The following is an 18,886-nucleotide window of genomic DNA, read 5'->3' as shown; positions in this document are numbered from 1 at the left end:
TATTGGCCTGTTCTGGCGTCATTGGCATTGCATCTCGTACTCATGTTGCAGTTTCCCAGGTTCGACTTCACACCGGAAGCGCAACAAGAGCCACTTACGCTGCAAGTGGCATTGGCTCCGCAGCCCAGTCCAGTACAAGCCAATGTCGCCATACCTGCGCCGGAACCCGTCAAACCGGCAGAACCAGAGCCGCCACATACACCGGAACCACCCCCTATACCTAAAAAACCACTGCCCCCTAAACCCAAGCCAGCGCCGAAAACACCTGAGCCTCCAGCTCCCAGCCCCCCGCAGACACAAGAGCCCGCACCGGTACCTGAAGCAGTGCCTTCAGAAGAAGTAGCGACACCAGAAGTCATGACAACCACTGCGCCGGTAACAACACCCATCCCGGCCCCAGTGGCGCCTGTACATACACCGGCACCCGAACCTCCGCCAGCCAATACCGGACCTAGCCAGGAGGACATTGATGCAGCACGCAACCGCTACAGTGGCCTGTTGTCACGTGCCATTGCGAAATACAAGCAATATCCCAAGATCGCCCAGATGCGCGGCTGGACAGGTGAAGTCATCCTGGAGGTACATTGCGATGAACAAGGGCAGGTCATGTCTATCCAGGTAAAACAATCCAGTGGCCACAAGGTACTAGATGAACAGGCCATGACCATGGTAAACAAAGCCTCGCCCCTGCCCCAGCCGCCCGAGATATTGCGTAATAACAAGCATCTGGTCATTCTCGTGCCAGTTCCTTTCACGCTGGAAGCGCCATGAGCCAGCCTCAACAGATCAAATCACTCAAGGATATGCTGCTGGTGCATGAGCTGGCCTTTTTCCTGCTGGTTATTCTGGCAGGAGCCGCAGGCGTCATTGGCATACGGATATGGGATCAATCCTCTCAGGAGTCACAGCGTATTCACCTGATGGTTCAGGAGATTCAACAGACGCGCGGTGACCTGTATCGCCAGATGAAAGAACTGTTTGACCTGCACTTCCTGAAAGATCCCCAGGCACAAGAAGAATACAACGTTTACACCCGCTCCATCGGCGTGCATTTCCGCAAAATGCTGGCGCTGACGGTTGATGACCAGGAAAAAGCTGCCATTACAGAGTTGCATGACAGCTATCAGGATTTACTGCGTGAAACAGAACATATCTTTGCACTGGCAAATGACTATAGCCGTGCAGAGCTGGAAAAAGCGCTGAATACCCACCTGGAATCCAGCATTTTCCATCGCTATGAAATCATCTCTGCCCGTACCGAGGGACTATTGTTCCTGAAACATCAGGAATTGTCCTCACGCCTGCGCGATGTCAAACACACCACTTTCACGCTCATGTTGATCCCGGTTGGCCTGGCACTGCTGCTGCTGCTGTTCTCGCACATATTCCTGAAGCGCGCTATTGTGCGACCTATCCGCAACGTATTGCATGCCTCCACGGAAATCAGTGCCGGCAATCTTTCCCATACTGTTCCAGAAGAAGGTGTAGCCGAGCTTGCCACACTTTCACATGCCATCAACACCATGGCACATGAACTACGCCGCAGCCAGGAAGCACTTGTGCGCTCGGAAAAACAGGCGGCACTTGGTCTACTGGCCCCTATGCTGGCACATAATATCCGCAACCCCCTGGCCAGCATCCGCGCGACTGCCCAGGTCGTGGATGGCAACCACCTGGATAGGGAAACCCGCGAATCCCTCGCCGCTATCATCAGTACTGTGGATCGCCTTGATCGCTGGACGCGGGCATTGCTGGCATACCTGCACCCGCTGAAACCACATGCCAGCCTCACTACCGTACGCCAGGTATTACATGGAGCACTGACGCCCCTACAACAGAAAATTCATGAAAAGCAGCTCATGATATTGTTTCCAGACTGGGAAGCAGTCAATGATCAGTTGTTCACTGATGAAAGCCTGCTAGAGCAAGCAATCTATAATCTATTGCTCAATGCTGTCGAAGCTTCACCCCTGGCAGGAAAAATTGCCATCCGTTGTGATATTGTCAATCATGCCAGCCTGCGCATCAGTATCAGTGACCAGGGAGCCGGCATGCCATTCACACCAGACCCGCATGCGATCAGCCCAGGCCCTACGACCAAACGCTTTGGTACCGGCCTTGGCATCCCGTTTGCGTTCAAAGTCATGGAGGTTCTTTCCGGGGATATTCATTTCACCAATGCAGCTGCAGGCGGTACTGTCATTGAGATCACACTGCCCCGCAAACACCACTCATTGTAAGTTTCTATGCATTTCTTGCCACAAGCTGCTTGCCTTCTCAGTAGTTTTTATCAACAATGGGAAGGTCTAGAGTTTAGTTTCCACCATGTTAAACCAAGCGCTTCCTGATTTTGAGCTTCCCTCCACCAGCGGAAAAATTTTCAGACTTTCCGATTATGCTGGTAAAAAACTGATCATTTATTTTTATCCCAAGGACAATACTCCCGGCTGTACCAACCAAAGCAAGGATCTGCGCGACCTCTATCCGGAGTTCCAGGCCTGTAACACCGAGATTGTCGGCATCTCCCGGGATGGATTGAAATCACACGAAAATTTCAAGGCTAAATTCAGCCTGCCTTTCGAACTGCTCTCTGATACTGAGGAAAAGGCATGTGCCTTATTCGACGTCATCAAAATGAAGAAACTGTACGGTAAAGAAGTACGTGGCATAGAACGCAGTGCTTTCGTCATTGATGAACACGGTGTATTGATTCATGAATGGCGCAAGATCAAAGTAGACGGCCACGCCCAGCAAGTGCTCACTTTCATTCAATCCCTTCAAAGGTAGCCAGATGATCAAAAAGCGTACCGCAAGCACAAAACTGTTCGTCCTTGACACCAACGTCCTGATGCACGACCCGTCGAGCTTGTTCCGTTTTGAGGAACATGACATTTACCTGCCCATGGTCACGCTGGAAGAACTGGACAATAACAAGAAAGGCATGACAGAGGTTGCACGCAATGCGCGCCAGACCAGCCGCAATCTGGAAGAAATTGTCGGCAGCAACCTGACCAAACTGGAACAAGGCAGCCCTCTTTCCATCAATGGCAACAAACTTGCGACTGGTAAGCTTTTCCTGCAAACAGAGGCGGTGTCACTGGAACTGCCCATGCTGGCGGGCAGTAAAGCTGACAATCAAATCTTGAGCGTGGTACTTGCGCTGCAGAACTCCCAGCCGGGTCGTGATGTCATCCTGGTCAGTAAGGATATCAATATCCGCATCAAGGCCAGGGCGATCGGTGTCATGGCGGAAGATTACTTCAACGATAAAGTCCTTGAAGATACTGACCTGCTCTATACCGGAATGAAGGAGTTGCCCGCAGACTTCTGGGAAAAGCACAGCAAGGCCATGGAGTCCTGGCAGGATGCCGGACGCATGTTTTACCGTATCACCGGCCCGCTGTGTAAAAGCTTCATCATCAATGAGTTTGTGTATTACGAATACGAAAAACCCTTCCATGCCATTGTGCGCTCGGTTGAAGGCAATAGCGCCGTCCTGGAGATCGTCAAGGACTATACCCAGCCCAAACACAGCGTGTGGGGCATCACGGCCCGCAACCGGGAACAAAACCTGGCGCTCAACCTGCTGATGGACCCGGATATTGATTTTGTCACGCTGTTGGGCCAGGCCGGTACCGGTAAAACGTTATTGACCCTGGCTTCTGCGCTGACCCAGACCCTGGACAAGAAAATCTACAGTGAAATCATCATGACCCGTGTCACCGTACCGGTAGGTGAAGATATTGGCTTCCTGCCGGGATCGGAAGAGGAGAAAATGGCCCCCTGGATGGGCGCACTGGAAGATAATCTGGATGTACTCAACAAATCGGACGATGACACTGGTGAGTGGGGGCGTGCGGCAACACAGGATCTCATCCGTACTCGCATCAAGGTAAAATCATTGAACTTCATGCGCGGACGCACTTTCCTACACAAGTTCCTCATCATCGACGAAGCCCAGAACCTGACGCCAAAACAAATGAAAACCCTCATTACACGCGCTGGCCCCGGGACTAAAGTCGTTTGTTTAGGTAATATTGCGCAAATTGATACGCCCTATCTCACAGAAGGCAGCTCAGGCCTGACCTATGTAGTGGATAGATTCAAAGGCTGGACCCACAATGGGCATGTCACTCTGGTACGCGGTGAACGTTCCAGACTGGCAGATTTTGCCGCCGACATTTTGTAATAATTAATCATTAGAATGGTTCCACTGGCATGACCAGCCCTAAAGACAGCAGCAACCAACCCTCTTGTCAGGAAGCAATACAACAACGATGAACTGGGGTTTTTATATCATACTGCTAGCGCAGTTCCTCTCTGCGCTAGCTGACAATGCATTGTTGTTCACGGCGATTGCCCTGCTGCGAGAGATGTCCGCTCCCAGTTGGCATGATCCATTACTTCAGTGGTTTTTCGTCATTTCGTACATCATTCTTGCCCCTTTTGTCGGTGCCTTTGCAGACGCCTTCCCCAAAGGCAGGGTGATGTTTGTTTCCAACGCCATCAAATTTATTGGCAGTACTGCCATGGTATTCGGCATGCCACCACTTTATGCCTATGGTATCGTTGGGATTGGTGCTGCCGCCTACTCCCCGGCTAAATACGGTATCCTGACCGAATACCTGCCGCCCAATATGCTGGTTAAAGCCAATGGCTGGATGGAAGGTTCAACCGTCATGGCAATCGTGCTGGGCACTGTCATTGGAGCGATCCTGCCCAGCATTGATATCCAGCTTGCCATGATCATCATCACGATACTCTATCTGTCGGCCGCGATTTTTAATATTTACATTCCCAAAGTCCCGGTGGATCACAAACCGCGAAAAAAAACCCCTATCTTCCTGATCAAGGATTTCTGGCATGCAACCAAAGCCTTATGGAAGGACGCCCAAGGCCAGGTTTCCCTGGCAGTCACCACTTTGTTCTGGGGTGTCGCGGCTACCCTGCGCTTCGTAGTATTAGCCTGGGCAGGTTTTGCGCTTAACTTCAATCAGGAGCAATCTACTTACCTGATGGTAGTCGTTGCCATTGGTATTGCCATCGGCTCCATCTTTGCCGCACGCATGATTAAACTGGAGCATTCAGCACGTGTCATCCCTGTAGGCATCGTCGTCGGCCTGCTGGTTATCAGCATGTCTGTAGTTTCCAACTGGTATATTGCCTGCATTCTGCTGCTGCTAATTGGGGCATTAAGTGGCTACCTGATTGTGCCGCTCAATGCGTTATTGCAGCATCGTGGTCACTTGCTGATCGGTGCCGGACATTCCATCGCCGTACAGAACTTCAATGAAAACCTTGGTATCGCCGCCCTGATCAGCCTCTATACACTAATGATCAAGGCAGATATTCACATCAATCTCATCATTATCGCCTTTGGCCTGTTTGTGAGCTTCAGTATGGGAATCATTTACAAGCTATACCAGATACAGAACGCCAAGCAGCCAAAATCCTAATCTCAGTAGCTCCTGCTCAACCATTGGATAATAAAAAAAGCCCAGAAAACTCTGGGCTTTTTTTATTCCGGCAACTACAAGCTTTATCAGTGTAATTTAACCCTGGCTTCCGTCCTGCGTGTTATCAGGCGCGCCAGTATCTGCAGCATCACGGCAAAAAAGCCGTGCAATGCCATCAAGTGCATCTGGTACAGTGATTGATACATCAGGCGGGCAAACAAGCCTTCAATATACATACTGCCACCTGCAATCGCCCCCATCAGGCTACCGACAGTGGAATAACGGCCAAGATTGACCAGTGAACCATAGTCACGGTACGTATATTCGGGCAATTTATCCTTGCCAGCAACGCGTGCCTTGACGGTCTTCACCAGCATGGATGCCTGCTGATGCGCAGATTGCGCACGTGGTGGCACATTTTCATCGTGACCCGGCCATGGGCAGGCAGCGCAATCGCCAAACGCAAAGACATTTTCATCATTGCTTGTCTGCAGCGTGCGTTTCACAACCAATTGGTTAATACGGTTGACCTCTAGACCATCTAGCTCCTTCAGGAAATCCGGCGCCTTGATACCGGCAGCCCACACTACCAGTGCAGATGGAATAAAACGCCCACTGTGTGTGTATACACCCTTATTTGTCACTTCCGTCACGCGTTCGCCGGCATAAACATGCACACGCAATTTACGTAACTCGACATCCACAGCCATGGATAGCTTGGGTGGCAAAGCAGGCAGTACGCGGTCACTGGCTTCGATAATGGAAATCTTGATATCCTTGTCAGGATCAATTTTATCCAGGCCAAAAGAAGCCAGCTCGCGCGTCGTATTATGTAACTCCGCAGCAAGTTCAACGCCCGTTGCACCAGCCCCGACAATGACAACTTCCAACTGACCTGCCTGAATAGGCTCGACCTGAGTCTGCGCACGAATCAGCGCATTGGTCAGCTGCTTGTGGAAACGTTCTGCCTGGGATTGTGTATCCAGCGCAATACAATGCTCACGCGCGCCAGAAATACCAAAATCATTGGTCGTGCTGCCTACAGCAATAATCAGCGTGTCATATTTAAACGTACGACGCGGTATAACTTCTATATCCTCATCAAAGTATGGCGCGACATATACTTCTTTCTTATCGCGGTTCATGCCATCCATACGCCCCAGACGGAAATGAAAGTGGTTCCAGTGCGCCTGAGCAATATATTCCAGCTCATGCTTATCGGGATTCATACTGCCAGCCGCAATTTCATGCAGCAAAGGCTTCCAGACATGAGTACGTGAAGAATCAATCAGGGTGATATGGGCTTTCTTCTTGCGCCCCATGCTTTTCCCCAGTCGGGTAGCCAGCTCCAACCCGCCTGCACCACCACCGACAATAACGACTCTATGCAAATCCGAGTTTGTTTGTGTTTCCAATTGCATCACTTCACTTTCCGGGACTAATCAATGTAAACCAGTACGCACAACACCAAATGCAGCTTGCCAGTATAAAAAACCAGCTTCCTGACAGAATGTGAACAAGCAGCCGATGCATTGCACGAAAGTAATACTCCAATTTTACCTCTAAAGACATGACTTAGCGCATAAAAAAACGGTCATTGCCTAAACAATGACCGTCTTTTTATATCTACAGCAATATTTCGAGACTACCTCACGGTATCACTTTGCTGTAAGCCATTATTGTGGCTTTTCATCCAACCATGGCTTGTCGCCACCACCCTTGTACTGGCTGCGCAGGAAACCGATAATCTTCAGGATTTCATCAGTAGAAACCAGATCTGGATTACCAGCGACTTGTTTGTGCCAAGTGGCCATACCGCCATTGGAACCACCAGCAATGGTTTCAAACATACCCTTGTCAGTGATGTGCTTAGCATATTGCCAGCGATCATCGGTAATAGGCACCGCTACTTGACCATCGCCATTAGGGCCGTGGCAGGTAGTGCAGGAATACAGACCAAACTTCTTCTTACCAGCTTTAGCCTTTTCCGGATCTGCAGCGTAAATCTTGGTATACGGATTTACACAAGTTTCCAGGAACTGCTTGGCTTCCGGGGTATCGTCATCTGCAACCTTGATGTTTAACGGACTATTGTCCTTGGTAGAAACCAGATTACAGGCTGCATTTGCCTGTATTGGCATTGCCAGGCCAGCCAAAGCCAACACAGAAGCTGCCAGGGTTGCTTTGAACACTCCATGATTCAACATACTTTCTCCTTGCTTTATATATAACCACTTAAACTTCGACTGCGTTTTTACAAACTTGTCAGTCTGTACTTCCGTTAACGAGTCAACAATAGAACCGTTGACTCGTAACATGAAAATTACTATTCAAATTTGGGAATTGCATCACCCCTGTTTTTGGATTTTTTCTCGATATTATCATCGGGAACAACCGGCACATGAGGAATACCGTACTCATCAAGAATTTTTATGATGTCATCATGACGTCGATCCAGCACCTCTTGCAGCATTGCCATACGCTCTTTGTCGCGCTTGCGTACACCCACTGAAATATTCCAATATTCCTTGCCATGTACATTTTCCTGCTCATACTCCGGTGCAGGCACGACTACTAGTGGAATCGGTGCTTTCTTGGCGTAATAGCCTGCAATCGGCCCCCACAGAATAGCAACATCAATGTCACCTTTGACCAGATCATCAATCACGAAACCTGGCGATAAATTCAGGTCGCGCTGCATCCGATAAGGGCGGGAGTTACCCAGCAAGCCCTTGTCACTCAATGGACGTGATGGAGGTGCCTGCCCAATCACACCAATAATACCTTTACGCAAATCCGGGGAATCCCAGTCCTTAATGTCATATCCGCTATCCTTGCGATAGACAAATACATAACCAGAGCGGTAATAAGGCTTGGAAGTCAGCATCATGTCATAACCTGAAACGGTGCCAATAATCACGTCACAACGACGTGCATTCAATGTATTTCTGATGAACCCCATACGGTCATACCAGAACTGGTAGGACAGGGTTTTGCCAAGATCCTTGGCAATCAACTCGGCAATTTTGTTCTCAAATCCTTCTTGCTTGCCATTGGAATAAGGCAAGTTATCAAAATCTGCACAGACTTTTAATTCATTGGGGTTGTCTTCACGTACCGGCAAACCGCCACGGCCTATCTCACTATCAACCTCTAAGGTATTGGTCGCAGTTTCTGCAACAGCCAGCTGGCTGATACCCACCAGCGTTAGCACTAGTGAAACCTTTTTCAGTGTTTTCAACATTGCCTACTTCCTTCCAAATTGATAAGCCTTCAAACTATTTACTTATCAAATACAAAAAGCACCCCGCCTTGAGGCAGGGTGCTTGAGAGCACTAACTTAATGTCAGCTTTGCATCTTCCGTATTAACAGTCGATTACAGGCTGAATATGTTCAGTGCACCGCCGCCAGGAGCAGCGTTCCACTCTTTCAGTTCCTTGTAACCACCAGCTGCACCCAGTGCATCTGTATCGTTATCAAGGCCAAGGTTCATCGCAACGCCAGCCCAACCACCGATACCGGACAGTACGCCAACATATTGCTTACCCTTGTGGCTGTATGTGAATGCATTACCAATCACACCAGAACCAACTTGGAACTTCCACAGTTCTTTACCACTTTGTGCGTCCAAAGCCTTGAACCAACGATCCAAAGTACCGTAGAACACTAGGTCAGAAGCTGTAGCCAGTACACCACCCCAAGCAGAGAATTTCTCCTTGTTGTACCACTTGCTCTTGTTGGTCATTGGATCATAAGCAGCAAAGCCACCCATTACGCCATCAGGACCAGCAAACATGGTCAGAGTAGAACCAACCCATGGTTGACCAGCGATGTACTTGGACTCAACTGGCTCGTAAGTCATACATACGTGGTTAAGTGGGGAGTAGACCAGACCGGTACGTGGGGAGTAAGCAGCAGGCTGTTGATCCTTGGTACCCAGCGCAGCAGGGCAGATACCCTTGGCGTTGTAGTCTTGGTGAGTAGAGTACTTACCATCCTTCAAAGGAATACCAGTAGTTTTATCAATACCAGTTGCCCAGTTAACGAATGGATGAACCTTCTCTGCAGCGATGATAGAACCATTGCTTGCGTCAAAAGTATAAGCAAAACCGTTGCGGTCATGGTGCCATGCGTAGGTCTTACCCTTGTTCTCGAACAAGATCACTTCGTTAATCCCATCATAATCCCACTCATCGTGAGGAGTCATTTGGTAGCCCCACTTGGCGATACCAGTATCCAGATCACGAGCGAAGATTGTCATGGACCACTTGTTGTCACCTGGACGTACGTCTGGGTTCCAAACAGATGGGTTACCAGTGCCGTAGTAAACCAGATTAGTCTTCTGGTCATATGGCCACCAACCCCATGTGGAGCCACCGCCGTGTTGCCAGCCGTCTTTAACAGCTTGTGGCTTCAACCATGTCTTCACACCCAGGTCTTTTTCAGGGAACTTCAGCTTGTCCTTAGGCAGAGCCTTGAAGGAACCGCCTTCTTTGTTACCACCGTTCACGTCTTCATAAACAGACAGTGAGCTGTAGTGTGGGTTGTCCTTGTTGAAGTCAGCGCCGATCAATACTTCGCTGTCAGGACCTGTGCTGTATGCTTTCCATACCAGTGCACCATCCTTCAGGCTGTAGGCAGCCAGGAAGCAACGTACACCGAACTCAGCACCAGAACAACCTGTCAGGACTTTGTCCTTGATCACGTGAGGAGCGTTGGTGTTGGTTGCGCCAACCTTAGGATCGTTAACCTTAACGTCCCAAACCTTGGCACCAGTCTTCGCATCCAGAGCAACCAAAGTACCGTCGTTCTGTTGCAGGAAGATCTTGCCATCGCCATAACCCAGACCGCGGCTAACGTTATCGCAGCACAGAACAGCTTGTACAGATGGGTCTTGCTTAGGGAAATATGCCCAAACAATCTTCTGGTTGTTGTTGAGGTCAAGAGCGTAAACGTTGTTAGGGAATGCTGTATGTACATACATCATGTTACCAACAACAACTGGAGAACCTTCATGACCACGGTTCACACCAGTAGCGAATTGCCAAGCAGCCTTAACGTTCTTGACATTGCTCTTGTTGATTTGGCTCAGAGTGCTGTAACCCTGATTGTTATGTTGACCACGTGGGTGCACCCAGTTGTTTGCATCCTTCATCGCAGCTTCTTGGTCAGCAGCAGCAGATGCAACCATTGGCAGAGCCAAGGACATACCGAATGCTACACCAAGCGCCAGCTTGATTTTGCTCATCTCCATTTTTATAAATCTCCATAGTGATACTACTAAGGGTTTAATCAAGACCCAGCCCCACGTACACCACCTCCCATTTATAATTATGGGGTTCTGCAGCACCGTTGAGACTTTGTCTCTTACTCACTTCCAAAGCGAGTAGACTGCATATTAGTTCAGGAAAAAATGTTTTGCAATACTCCATTTACATTTTACTTACAATTTAATTATTCCTAAACTTAATTAGATAAATTCCCATAGACAACCATCTTGATTCCCGAAACCAACAGAGAAATCCACTCATGACCCATACGCTTTTTCCTGAAATCCAGCCTTATGAACAGAACTGGCTGAATGTATCCCCCATTCATTCGATCTATTATGAACAATCAGGCAACCCCGACGGCGAGCCTGTCGTATTCCTGCACGGCGGGCCTGGAAGCGGTTGCAATCCTGCACAGCGCCGCTTTTTTGACCCTGCACATTACCGCATTGTCCTGCTGGATCAACGCGGCTGTGGCCGCAGTACGCCCCAGGGTGAAATCCAGGAAAATACCATTGACCATCTGATCAAGGATCTGGATAGCTTGCGCACCCATCTGGGCATCGACCGCTGGCTGGTGTTTGGTGGCTCATGGGGCAGTACACTGGCACTGAATTACACGCTGGCATACCCGCAGCATGTTACTGGCATGATATTGCGTGGCATTTTCCTGAGCCGTACCAGTGAACTGGACTGGTTCCTGCGGGATATAGAACATTTCTTCCCGGAGAACTGGGCGACGCTGCTAGCCTACCTGCCGGAGTCTGAACGTCACGATCCCCTCAATGCATTTGCCAAGCGCGTCTTCTCTAATGATGCCGCCATCAGCGAACCTGCAGCCATTCACTGGAATGCCTTTGAATCAGGCATCATGACACTCCTGCCAGGGCCAGTCAGCGAGCAATCAATCAATCCCAAAGTTGAGCTGGCGCGCGCCAGAGTGCAGATTCACTATATACAACACCAATGTTTTGTCGGAGATCGTGACTTGCTCGCCGCCGCATCCCGGCTCCTGCAAGATATTCCCACGGTCATTGTGCAGGGCCGCTATGACATGGTATGCCCGCCACTGACAGCGTATCAATTACATGCTGCGCTGCCACATGCAGAATTCCATATGATTCCTGATGCAGGCCACTCCGGCATGGAGCCAGGTACTCGCTCCGCACTGATTGCTGCCACGGAAAAATTCAAGCACTCTGATAAAATCAGGAAATAAACTGCAGGAGTCATTCTTGGCAATCAATTTTTCCAGGGTCAAGCGCCTGGGTAGCCACCCGGCGCTCAGCAAACCACGTCGTGTTTATGCGCGACAACGCTACAGCACGCCTTTTTTCGTGCTGCGCGAGACCCTCAGCAATTTCCAGGCCCAGAATGGCTTTGGCATATCCGCATCCCTGTCGTTCTATGCCATGTTTGCCCTGATTCCGCTGATTGTGCTCATGTTTTTTCTCCTGAGCCATCTGGTGGTGTCCTCCAACTATGCCACGGTCAAACTCGCCATCCTGGTCAGCAACCTGGTGCCCAACCTCAGCAACCGCATTATGGTCGAGGTTTACAACGCATCACAGCATAAGGCCGCATGGGGGGTTTTCGGCTTTATTGCCATGTTCTGGCTGGCAATCCCGCTTGCCGGAGCCTTGCGCTCAGCGTTCTACACCATGGCGAGCATCAAGGAAACGCCATCATTCATGCGCAGACAGCTCAAGGATATTCTCGGGGTACTCGGCATCCTGCTCATGTTTTTCCTGTTCACCATCCTGGGGCTGGGCATAGAAAAAGTCATCCATGTGCTGGAACCACATGTGACACATGCAAGATATATCAACTCGGCAACTTCTATCGTCCTCACTACGCTGCTGACAGCCATTTTTTACCGCGTTTACTTCCCGGTGCGCCTGCAACCTTCCCATATCGTGACAGGCGCAGTTGTCACTGCCATCCTCTGGCTTGCGATGCGGCCAGCCTTCAGCCTGTTCCTATCGATCAATCCCGCCTATGGGGCTGTGTTCGGCGGCATGAAGAACTTGTTCATTTCCATCGCCTGGCTGTATTACACCTTTGTTGTATTCATGCTGGGTACCACCTTGATTGCCATCCTGCGTAAAAAGGATGTGCTGTTGCTGCGTGGCTTGTTTCATCAAATGCCAGATGACAAGGCGATTTACCTGGAAGAATTGATGGAGCGTTATGGCAAAACCTTCCAGCGAGGGGAATATGTATTCAGGACAGATGACAATTGCCACGACCTGTACTATCTGGTTTCAGGTCAGGTGCAGCTGGTATTGCACGGTAAAGCCATGCGTGAGCTGCAAGGCGGGGACTATTTCGGGGAAATGGCGTTACTGACGCAGACGGCAAGGGTAGCCGATGCAATGGTGGTATCGGATGAAGCACGCGTGGTGGTGATCAATGCCGAGAATATTGAAACCCTGCTGATGAGTGAGCCACAAATCGCCAGGAAATTCCTCCAGCAAATGGCAACCCGCTTGCTGCACAATCATGTGCATGGCACCGCCTGATAGCCTAGCAAGCACTCACACCACTAAGTGCTCACTCATCATATTTCCCTCGCTAGCTGTCCGCCCACATCCGCAGCAGGTTATGGTATACCCCAGTTAGTCGGATCACTTCTGAGTCCTTACCACCCCGCTCTGCTCCAATAGCCTGGATGCTGTTATCCAGCTGGAACAGCAAAGTACGCTGCGCATCATCGCGCACCATGCTTTGCATCCAGAAGAACGAAGACACGCGTGCGCCTCGCGTCACAGGCGTCACATGATGCAGACTGCTGGAAGGATAAAGCACCATATGCCCTGCCGGCAGTTTGACTTCCTGTTTGCCGAACGTATCCTCGATAGTCAGCACACCACCGTCATACTCTTCTGGCTCGGAAAAAAACAGGGTGGCCGATAAATCACTGCGGATGCGGAAATTGGTACCGCGCAACTGGCGGATCGCATTATCCACATGCGTACCAAATGCCTGCCCCCCTTCATACCGGTTGAACAAGGGAGGGAACACTTTGAGCGGCAACGCTGCAGAAATAAACAACGGGCTCATGCCCAATGCATCCTGGATCAGGTCTCCTACCTGGCGCGCCACCTCAGAGTTCTCAGGCAACTGCATATTATTTTTTGCCAGGGCGGACTGGCTACCCGAGGTCACATTTCCATCCACCCACTCCGCAGCATCCATCAACTGCCGGCACTGCGCCACTTGTTCTTTGGTCAATACTTTTGGAATTTCAATCAGCATCTCGCTTACCTATCTGCCCACACGTAAAAAAACCCTATAGAGGTTAACACCTCCATAGGGCTAAAGCATTAAGATATATACACTACAACACGAAATTTAGAACTTGAAGTTCAATGACAGGAACGCAAACCTGCCAGCTGCCACTGTCGCGAGACCGCCATGTGAAGAGCCTGCGTTGCTGAAGTAGCGCTTGTCTGTCAGGTTCTGCACATTCAGCTGCAAGTTAATACGCTCATCAAACTTGTAAGTTGCCATCGCATCCAGACGGACATAAGACGGCACCTTCAGAGTATTGGCCGTATTCACGTACATTTCATCCGTATAGAATGCACCGCCCCCTACAGTCAATTTAGGCAACAACTCATACGTAGTCCACACGCTGGCGCTGTTTCGTGCCACCGTCGGCAATGACTTACCCTTGCCCGCTAGTCCGGTCGCATTAGTGGCTGTCTTTACCTGCTCACTATCCAGATAGGTATAACCAGCAAATACATTCCACTTGTCTGTCAAACGACCAGCAGCACCAAGCTCAAGACCTTGAACCTTGGTTTCACCGATATTATCCAGAAGCCCGGTGTCGACATTGGTTACCCGGCTATCGGTACGCTTGATATGGAACACAGCCGCGTTCAATGCCAGTCCATCCAACACATCCCACTTGGTACCAACTTCAAAGCTCTTGACACGTTCTGGATCAAGATCCTGAGTAGCTACAGAGATATCTGACCCGTTATCTGGACCAACAGCACCATTGCTAATGCCCATAGGAACTGTTGAAGTAGCATAGGTTGCATAAATACTGCCATTAGGCTGCACCTTGTACACCAACCCCAGCTGATAATTGAAGGAGCCATTATCTGACTCTCCAACACCTTCTACACCATCTACAATATTGACATGTCTCCTGGCTTCGAATTTGTCATAGCGTATGCCGGCATTCAACAACCATTGGTCATTGAACTCAATCGTATCAAACGCATAGATAGAGCGATTAAAGCTGGTACTCCTATTATTGGCATCGTGGTCCGGGAAACTAACCGTTGCCACGCCGGCCGGTGCTGTATTGTTCGGATTATTGGCATCCACTTCCGGGTTCACACCGGCTACCGCAACATTCCTGTATTGATATGTCACGTCCCGGCTGATGGTCACACCAACATTCATAGTGTGTTTGATTTCAGCCGTTTCGAAACCAAATGAAACATCTGTCGTATTCGCCACACTGGTCGTTTTCACTTTGCGCGCATGATTGGTGCGAGACAGCATTGGATAAGTTGTCACCCTGGGCGAACTCATGACATATTCATTATCCGATATGCCATAGCGACTGATATTCCTCAATGTCACATCGTTATCAAAAGTATGCTTCAGCTCAAGCGTTCCAATATCTGTTGTGGTCTCTTGATAATCGCGATTGGTATATCCAAAGAAATGATCCTTGCTGGCAGGAATGGGCTTGCCGTTCATGAATGGAAAACCACGGTCCGGAGTATCATCCGACTCCATGTGATACCAACTCATTGTCGCAGTGGTAGGTCCATTCAACCCCAATGTCAGCGATGGCATGAATCCCCAGCGTTTGACATCCACGCCATCACGCCCCGGAGTATCGGCATCATGGGTCATCCCGACCAGGCGGATAGCTGCGTCATCGCCTAACATATAGTTGCCATCAAACGTCACACGTCGATAGTTATCTGTCCCGATACCCACAGAGCCGGCAGTAAAATTATCTGCCTTGGCTTTTTTGGTAACGATATTGATGCTACCACCTGCAGAACCCTGCCCATCAAATGCGCCACCCGGCCCCTTGATGACTTCAACGCGCTCAATAGCAAATACTTCACGATTCTGCGTAGCTAGATCACGGAAACCATCTACAAAAATAGAAGCCTGCGCATCATATCCGCGGATAAATGGACGATCAGACATGGCACCACCAGAGCCTCCCTCACCCACCCCGAATGTAATACCAGGTGTTGTTCGCAATGCGTCCTGCAATGTCAGCGAACCACTATCCTTGATCACATCCTCTGTAATCACCGTCACGGTTTTCGGTGTGTCCTTCAGTGGTGCTGTAAATTTCTGATTGGCAGATTTCTCAACCTTATAAGGATTTTCCTTCTGCGATTGAATCTGCAGCTCAGGTAACGTTACTGCCTCATCTGCCGCATATGCAGATCCGGCAAACAACATGGCAACTGCTGTCGCCACAGGCTTCATCGCAGCATCGTAGTTTCTTATTTTCATTTTGCACATTCCCCTTTACTTAAACTCACAAAGTTCCAAGAACGCGAATGTAAATGAGAAATGTTATTAATACAAATAAAAATTGTTTCTATTTTGTATCAATAGCCGCATAGTGTTGTATAGATACAACAGCATCCAATTAAGAAGTCTCAACAAACAATACGGTCGATCGATCATAAAAACATACGCAATGCATTGTATTAAAATAAAAAACCCATGCCAGATCACTCTGGCATGGGTTACTTTTCAAACATTGAAAGTATTTTGTACCATCGCTCTGCAAAATCTTGTCATTCCGCAGAGCCGACTTACAAAAGTAGATGCTAGAACTTGAAATTCAAGGACACAAATGCCAGTCTTCCTGGAGCCACAGTAGCAAAATGGCGCGTGTAGGTCTGGTTGAAGTAACGCTTGTCTGTCAGGTTCTGCAAGTTAAGTTGCAAACTGATGCGATCATCAATTTTGTAATTCGCCATGGCATCCCAGCGGACATAGGAAGGCACATAAAGCATATTGCCTGGATCGGCATACACTTTATCCATATAGAATGCACCACCGCCGACCGTCAATTGTGGCAATACCTTGTAGGTAGTCCATACACTCGCGCTGTTTTTTGCTACGCCCGGCATATCTTTACCCTTATTCGCAGCACCTCCCAGATCACGATGGCCGCCAAATGCATCGCCAGTTTTGGATTGCTCACTATCTAAATGGGTATAGCCCGCAAATACATCCCACTTGTCTGTAATCTTGCCAGCAGCACCAAGCTCAATGCCCTTGACGTCAAACTCACCAGCATTGGCATACGCACCAGTTGCCATCAGCACGCGAGCATTGGATTTTTGCGTATAAAATGCCGCAGCAGTCAATGACAAGCCATCAAGAACATCCCATTTTGTACCCACTTCAAAGTTCTTGGTACGTTCCGGGCTCAAATCATCCGCAATCCCGTTGTTACCATTCTCATGGTTCGCATCACCATTCCCCAGCCCCACAGGTGTACTTGATGTGCCATATGAAGCATAGATGCTGCCATTTGGCTGCACCTTGTAGACAGCGCCCAACTGGTAATTCCAGAAACTATGGTCTGACCTGGCAGTATTATTTTCCACCTCGAAGCGGTCGTAACGCACTCCAGCATTGACCAGCCATTTGTCATTCAACTCAATGCTGTCAAATACATAGGCAGACTTGCTGCGACTGGTCCAGGTATTATTCGGCGCATTACTGAATGAGACATAACCATTCCACGGATCATTGGGATTTGGATTCGAGAGACTGGTATCTGGACCAGTTGCACCATCACCGAACCAGGTCGCAGTATAGCTATCGGTTTCTTCACGGCTGATCTCAAAACCGGTATTCACTGTATGCTTGATGGAGCCTGTCTCAAAAGCAACAGAAAGGTCTGTCAGGTTCATCAGGGAAGTGGTTTTGGTTTTACGTGCCTGACCGCTACGAGGCGCAATATCAGCTGCCACATTCGCTGCATTAGGCAGGGAGCGTGTTGCGACATATTCATTCCTGGTTTCGCCATAACGCATGGTATTGCGCAATGTCACGTCGTCACTGAAAGCATGCTTGAATTCAAATGTGCCGATATCAGCGGTTGTTTCGTGGTAATCACGATCCTTCAGCCCGTAGAAGTTATCCTTGCTGACGCCCATGGGACGACTCTTTGTATTGCCTGAGTTGTCACGGTACATCAGGCCGCGGTCAGGCATATCATCAGTCTCAAAGTGATACCAGCTTACAGTTGCAGATGTCGGGCCGTTCAAACCAATCGTCAGCGACGGCATAAAGCCCCAGCGCTTCACATCCACGCCATCGCGGCCTGGAGTATCAGCATCGTGTACCACACCTACCAAGCGGATGGCAGCATCGTCACCGATCATATAGTTGCCATCGAAAGTGGCGCGGCGATAGCTATCCGTACCGATACCGATAGAACCAGAAGTGAAATTACCTGCCTTGGCGCGCTTGGTGACCACATTGATACTACCTCCAGCAGAGCCGCGACCGTCGAAAGCGCCACTTGGCCCCTTGAGCACTTCCAGCTGCTCAATGGCAAATACTTCACGCTGCTGGGCGCCGATATCACGCAAACCATCTACAAAAATAGCGCTCTGCGCATCGAATCCTCGGATAAATGGACGATCGCCAATAGGACCGCCACCTTCACCAGTACCGAATGTAATACCTGGCGCAGTCCGCAATGCATCCTGGAAAGTGTTGGAGCCAGTATCCTGGATCAGGCTCTCACTGATGATAGTGACTGATTTGGGAGTGTCTTTCAGCGGTGCCGTGAATTTCTGGTTGGCCGACTTTTCAACCTTGTAAGGATTTTCCTTTTTTGATTCGACCTGCAACTCAGGCAGGGTTGTCGTCTCATCGGCGACAGCGACTCCGGCAAACAGCAATGCAACTGCCGCAGCGGCTGGCTTTAGCGCAACATCACACTTACAATTGTTCATTTCAAAATAACTCCATAACGTTTCATTACAAAAATGCAAAAACCGGAATATAAATGATAAAAGTTATCATTTCAAGTCTCCTCTTTATTACTGTTGCAAATAAACGACAGAATAACCATATGAAACTTATGGAAATTTATTTACAATATGCCGCCTCGGCCCTATTGCCCTGAACTG

14 protein-coding genes are annotated in these 18,886 nt (G+C 49.4%); 7 read left to right on the top strand and 7 right to left on the bottom strand.

Translation table 11 applies throughout. The features are described 5' to 3' along the window. Nucleotides 1-21 precede the first annotated feature (21 nt). The 5 genes from CHB59_RS01310 to lplT all read left to right on the top strand — a co-directional run bounded on the left by CHB59_RS01310 (nucleotide 22) and on the right by lplT (nucleotide 5,456). Nucleotides 22-771 (top strand): energy transducer TonB family protein, encoded by a 750-nt coding sequence (locus CHB59_RS01310; RefSeq protein ID WP_143738676.1) that lies wholly within the window; start codon nucleotides 22-24, stop codon nucleotides 769-771. Next, complete coding sequence (locus CHB59_RS01305; protein ID WP_089374419.1) at nucleotides 768-2,240, top strand: sensor histidine kinase; 1,473 nt, start codon at nucleotides 768-770, stop codon at nucleotides 2,238-2,240. Before CHB59_RS01310 ends, CHB59_RS01305 begins: the two co-directional genes overlap by 4 nt. An 85-nt stretch (nucleotides 2,241-2,325) precedes the next feature. Next, nucleotides 2,326-2,787, top strand: coding sequence for a peroxiredoxin (locus tag CHB59_RS01300; protein WP_089374418.1), 462 nt, complete (start codon nucleotides 2,326-2,328; stop codon nucleotides 2,785-2,787). A gap of 4 nt (nucleotides 2,788-2,791) precedes the next feature. Then, on the top strand, nucleotides 2,792-4,189 hold the full coding sequence (locus CHB59_RS01295; RefSeq protein ID WP_089374417.1) for a PhoH family protein: 1,398 nt from the start codon (nucleotides 2,792-2,794) through the stop codon (nucleotides 4,187-4,189). Between the two features lie 88 nt (nucleotides 4,190-4,277). After that, on the top strand, nucleotides 4,278-5,456 hold the full coding sequence (gene lplT / locus CHB59_RS01290; protein ID WP_089374416.1) for a lysophospholipid transporter LplT: 1,179 nt from the start codon (nucleotides 4,278-4,280) through the stop codon (nucleotides 5,454-5,456). Nucleotides 5,457-5,542: 86 nt separating this feature from the next. Here the strand turns inward: lplT and CHB59_RS01285 are convergent, their stop codons facing one another. The 4 genes from CHB59_RS01285 to CHB59_RS01270 form a co-directional block, all read right to left on the bottom strand. Further along, nucleotides 5,543-6,877 (bottom strand): NAD(P)/FAD-dependent oxidoreductase, encoded by a 1,335-nt coding sequence (locus CHB59_RS01285; RefSeq protein WP_089374415.1) that lies wholly within the window; start codon nucleotides 6,875-6,877, stop codon nucleotides 5,543-5,545. Nucleotides 6,878-7,132: 255 nt separating this feature from the next. Continuing rightward, nucleotides 7,133-7,663 carry a c-type cytochrome gene (locus tag CHB59_RS01280; RefSeq protein WP_089374414.1) on the bottom strand — a complete coding sequence of 177 codons (531 nt, stop codon included), beginning with the start codon at nucleotides 7,661-7,663 and terminating at the stop codon, nucleotides 7,133-7,135. A 119-nt stretch (nucleotides 7,664-7,782) separates the two neighbouring features. Beyond that, nucleotides 7,783-8,700: a substrate-binding domain-containing protein gene (locus CHB59_RS01275; protein ID WP_089374413.1), complete on the bottom strand. Its 918-nt coding sequence runs from the start codon at nucleotides 8,698-8,700 to the stop codon at nucleotides 7,783-7,785. A gap of 133 nt (nucleotides 8,701-8,833) precedes the next feature. Then, nucleotides 8,834-10,711, bottom strand: coding sequence for a methanol/ethanol family PQQ-dependent dehydrogenase (locus tag CHB59_RS01270; RefSeq protein WP_089374412.1), 1,878 nt, complete (start codon nucleotides 10,709-10,711; stop codon nucleotides 8,834-8,836). Between the two features lie 275 nt (nucleotides 10,712-10,986). On the opposite strand from CHB59_RS01270, the gene pip reads away from it, so the two are divergent. Then, nucleotides 10,987-11,946, top strand: coding sequence for a prolyl aminopeptidase (gene pip, locus CHB59_RS01265; protein WP_089374411.1), 960 nt, complete (start codon nucleotides 10,987-10,989; stop codon nucleotides 11,944-11,946). A gap of 16 nt (nucleotides 11,947-11,962) precedes the next feature. Then, nucleotides 11,963-13,249 (top strand): YhjD/YihY/BrkB family envelope integrity protein, encoded by a 1,287-nt coding sequence (locus CHB59_RS01260; RefSeq protein WP_089374410.1) that lies wholly within the window; start codon nucleotides 11,963-11,965, stop codon nucleotides 13,247-13,249. A 52-nt stretch (nucleotides 13,250-13,301) separates the two neighbouring features. Here CHB59_RS01260 and CHB59_RS01255 read toward each other — a convergent pair whose 3' ends face one another. From CHB59_RS01255 to CHB59_RS01245, 3 genes are all read right to left on the bottom strand, one after another. After that, the gene (locus CHB59_RS01255; RefSeq protein WP_089374409.1) at nucleotides 13,302-13,985 is read right to left on the bottom strand and encodes a Fe2+-dependent dioxygenase; all 684 of its coding nucleotides are present in this window, start codon (nucleotides 13,983-13,985) and stop codon (nucleotides 13,302-13,304) included. Nucleotides 13,986-14,081: 96 nt separating this feature from the next. Beyond that, nucleotides 14,082-16,235, bottom strand: coding sequence for a TonB-dependent receptor (locus CHB59_RS01250; protein WP_179212026.1), 2,154 nt, complete (start codon nucleotides 16,233-16,235; stop codon nucleotides 14,082-14,084). Nucleotides 16,236-16,558: 323 nt separating this feature from the next. Then, nucleotides 16,559-18,709, bottom strand: coding sequence for a TonB-dependent receptor (locus CHB59_RS01245; RefSeq protein WP_089374407.1), 2,151 nt, complete (start codon nucleotides 18,707-18,709; stop codon nucleotides 16,559-16,561). Nucleotides 18,710-18,886 lie beyond the last annotated feature (177 nt).

The organism is Methylobacillus rhizosphaerae, assembly GCF_900187985.1.
GTDB classification, from domain to species: domain Bacteria; phylum Pseudomonadota; class Gammaproteobacteria; order Burkholderiales; family Methylophilaceae; genus Methylobacillus; species Methylobacillus rhizosphaerae.
This window is presented reverse-complemented; position numbering and strand designations above follow the sequence as displayed.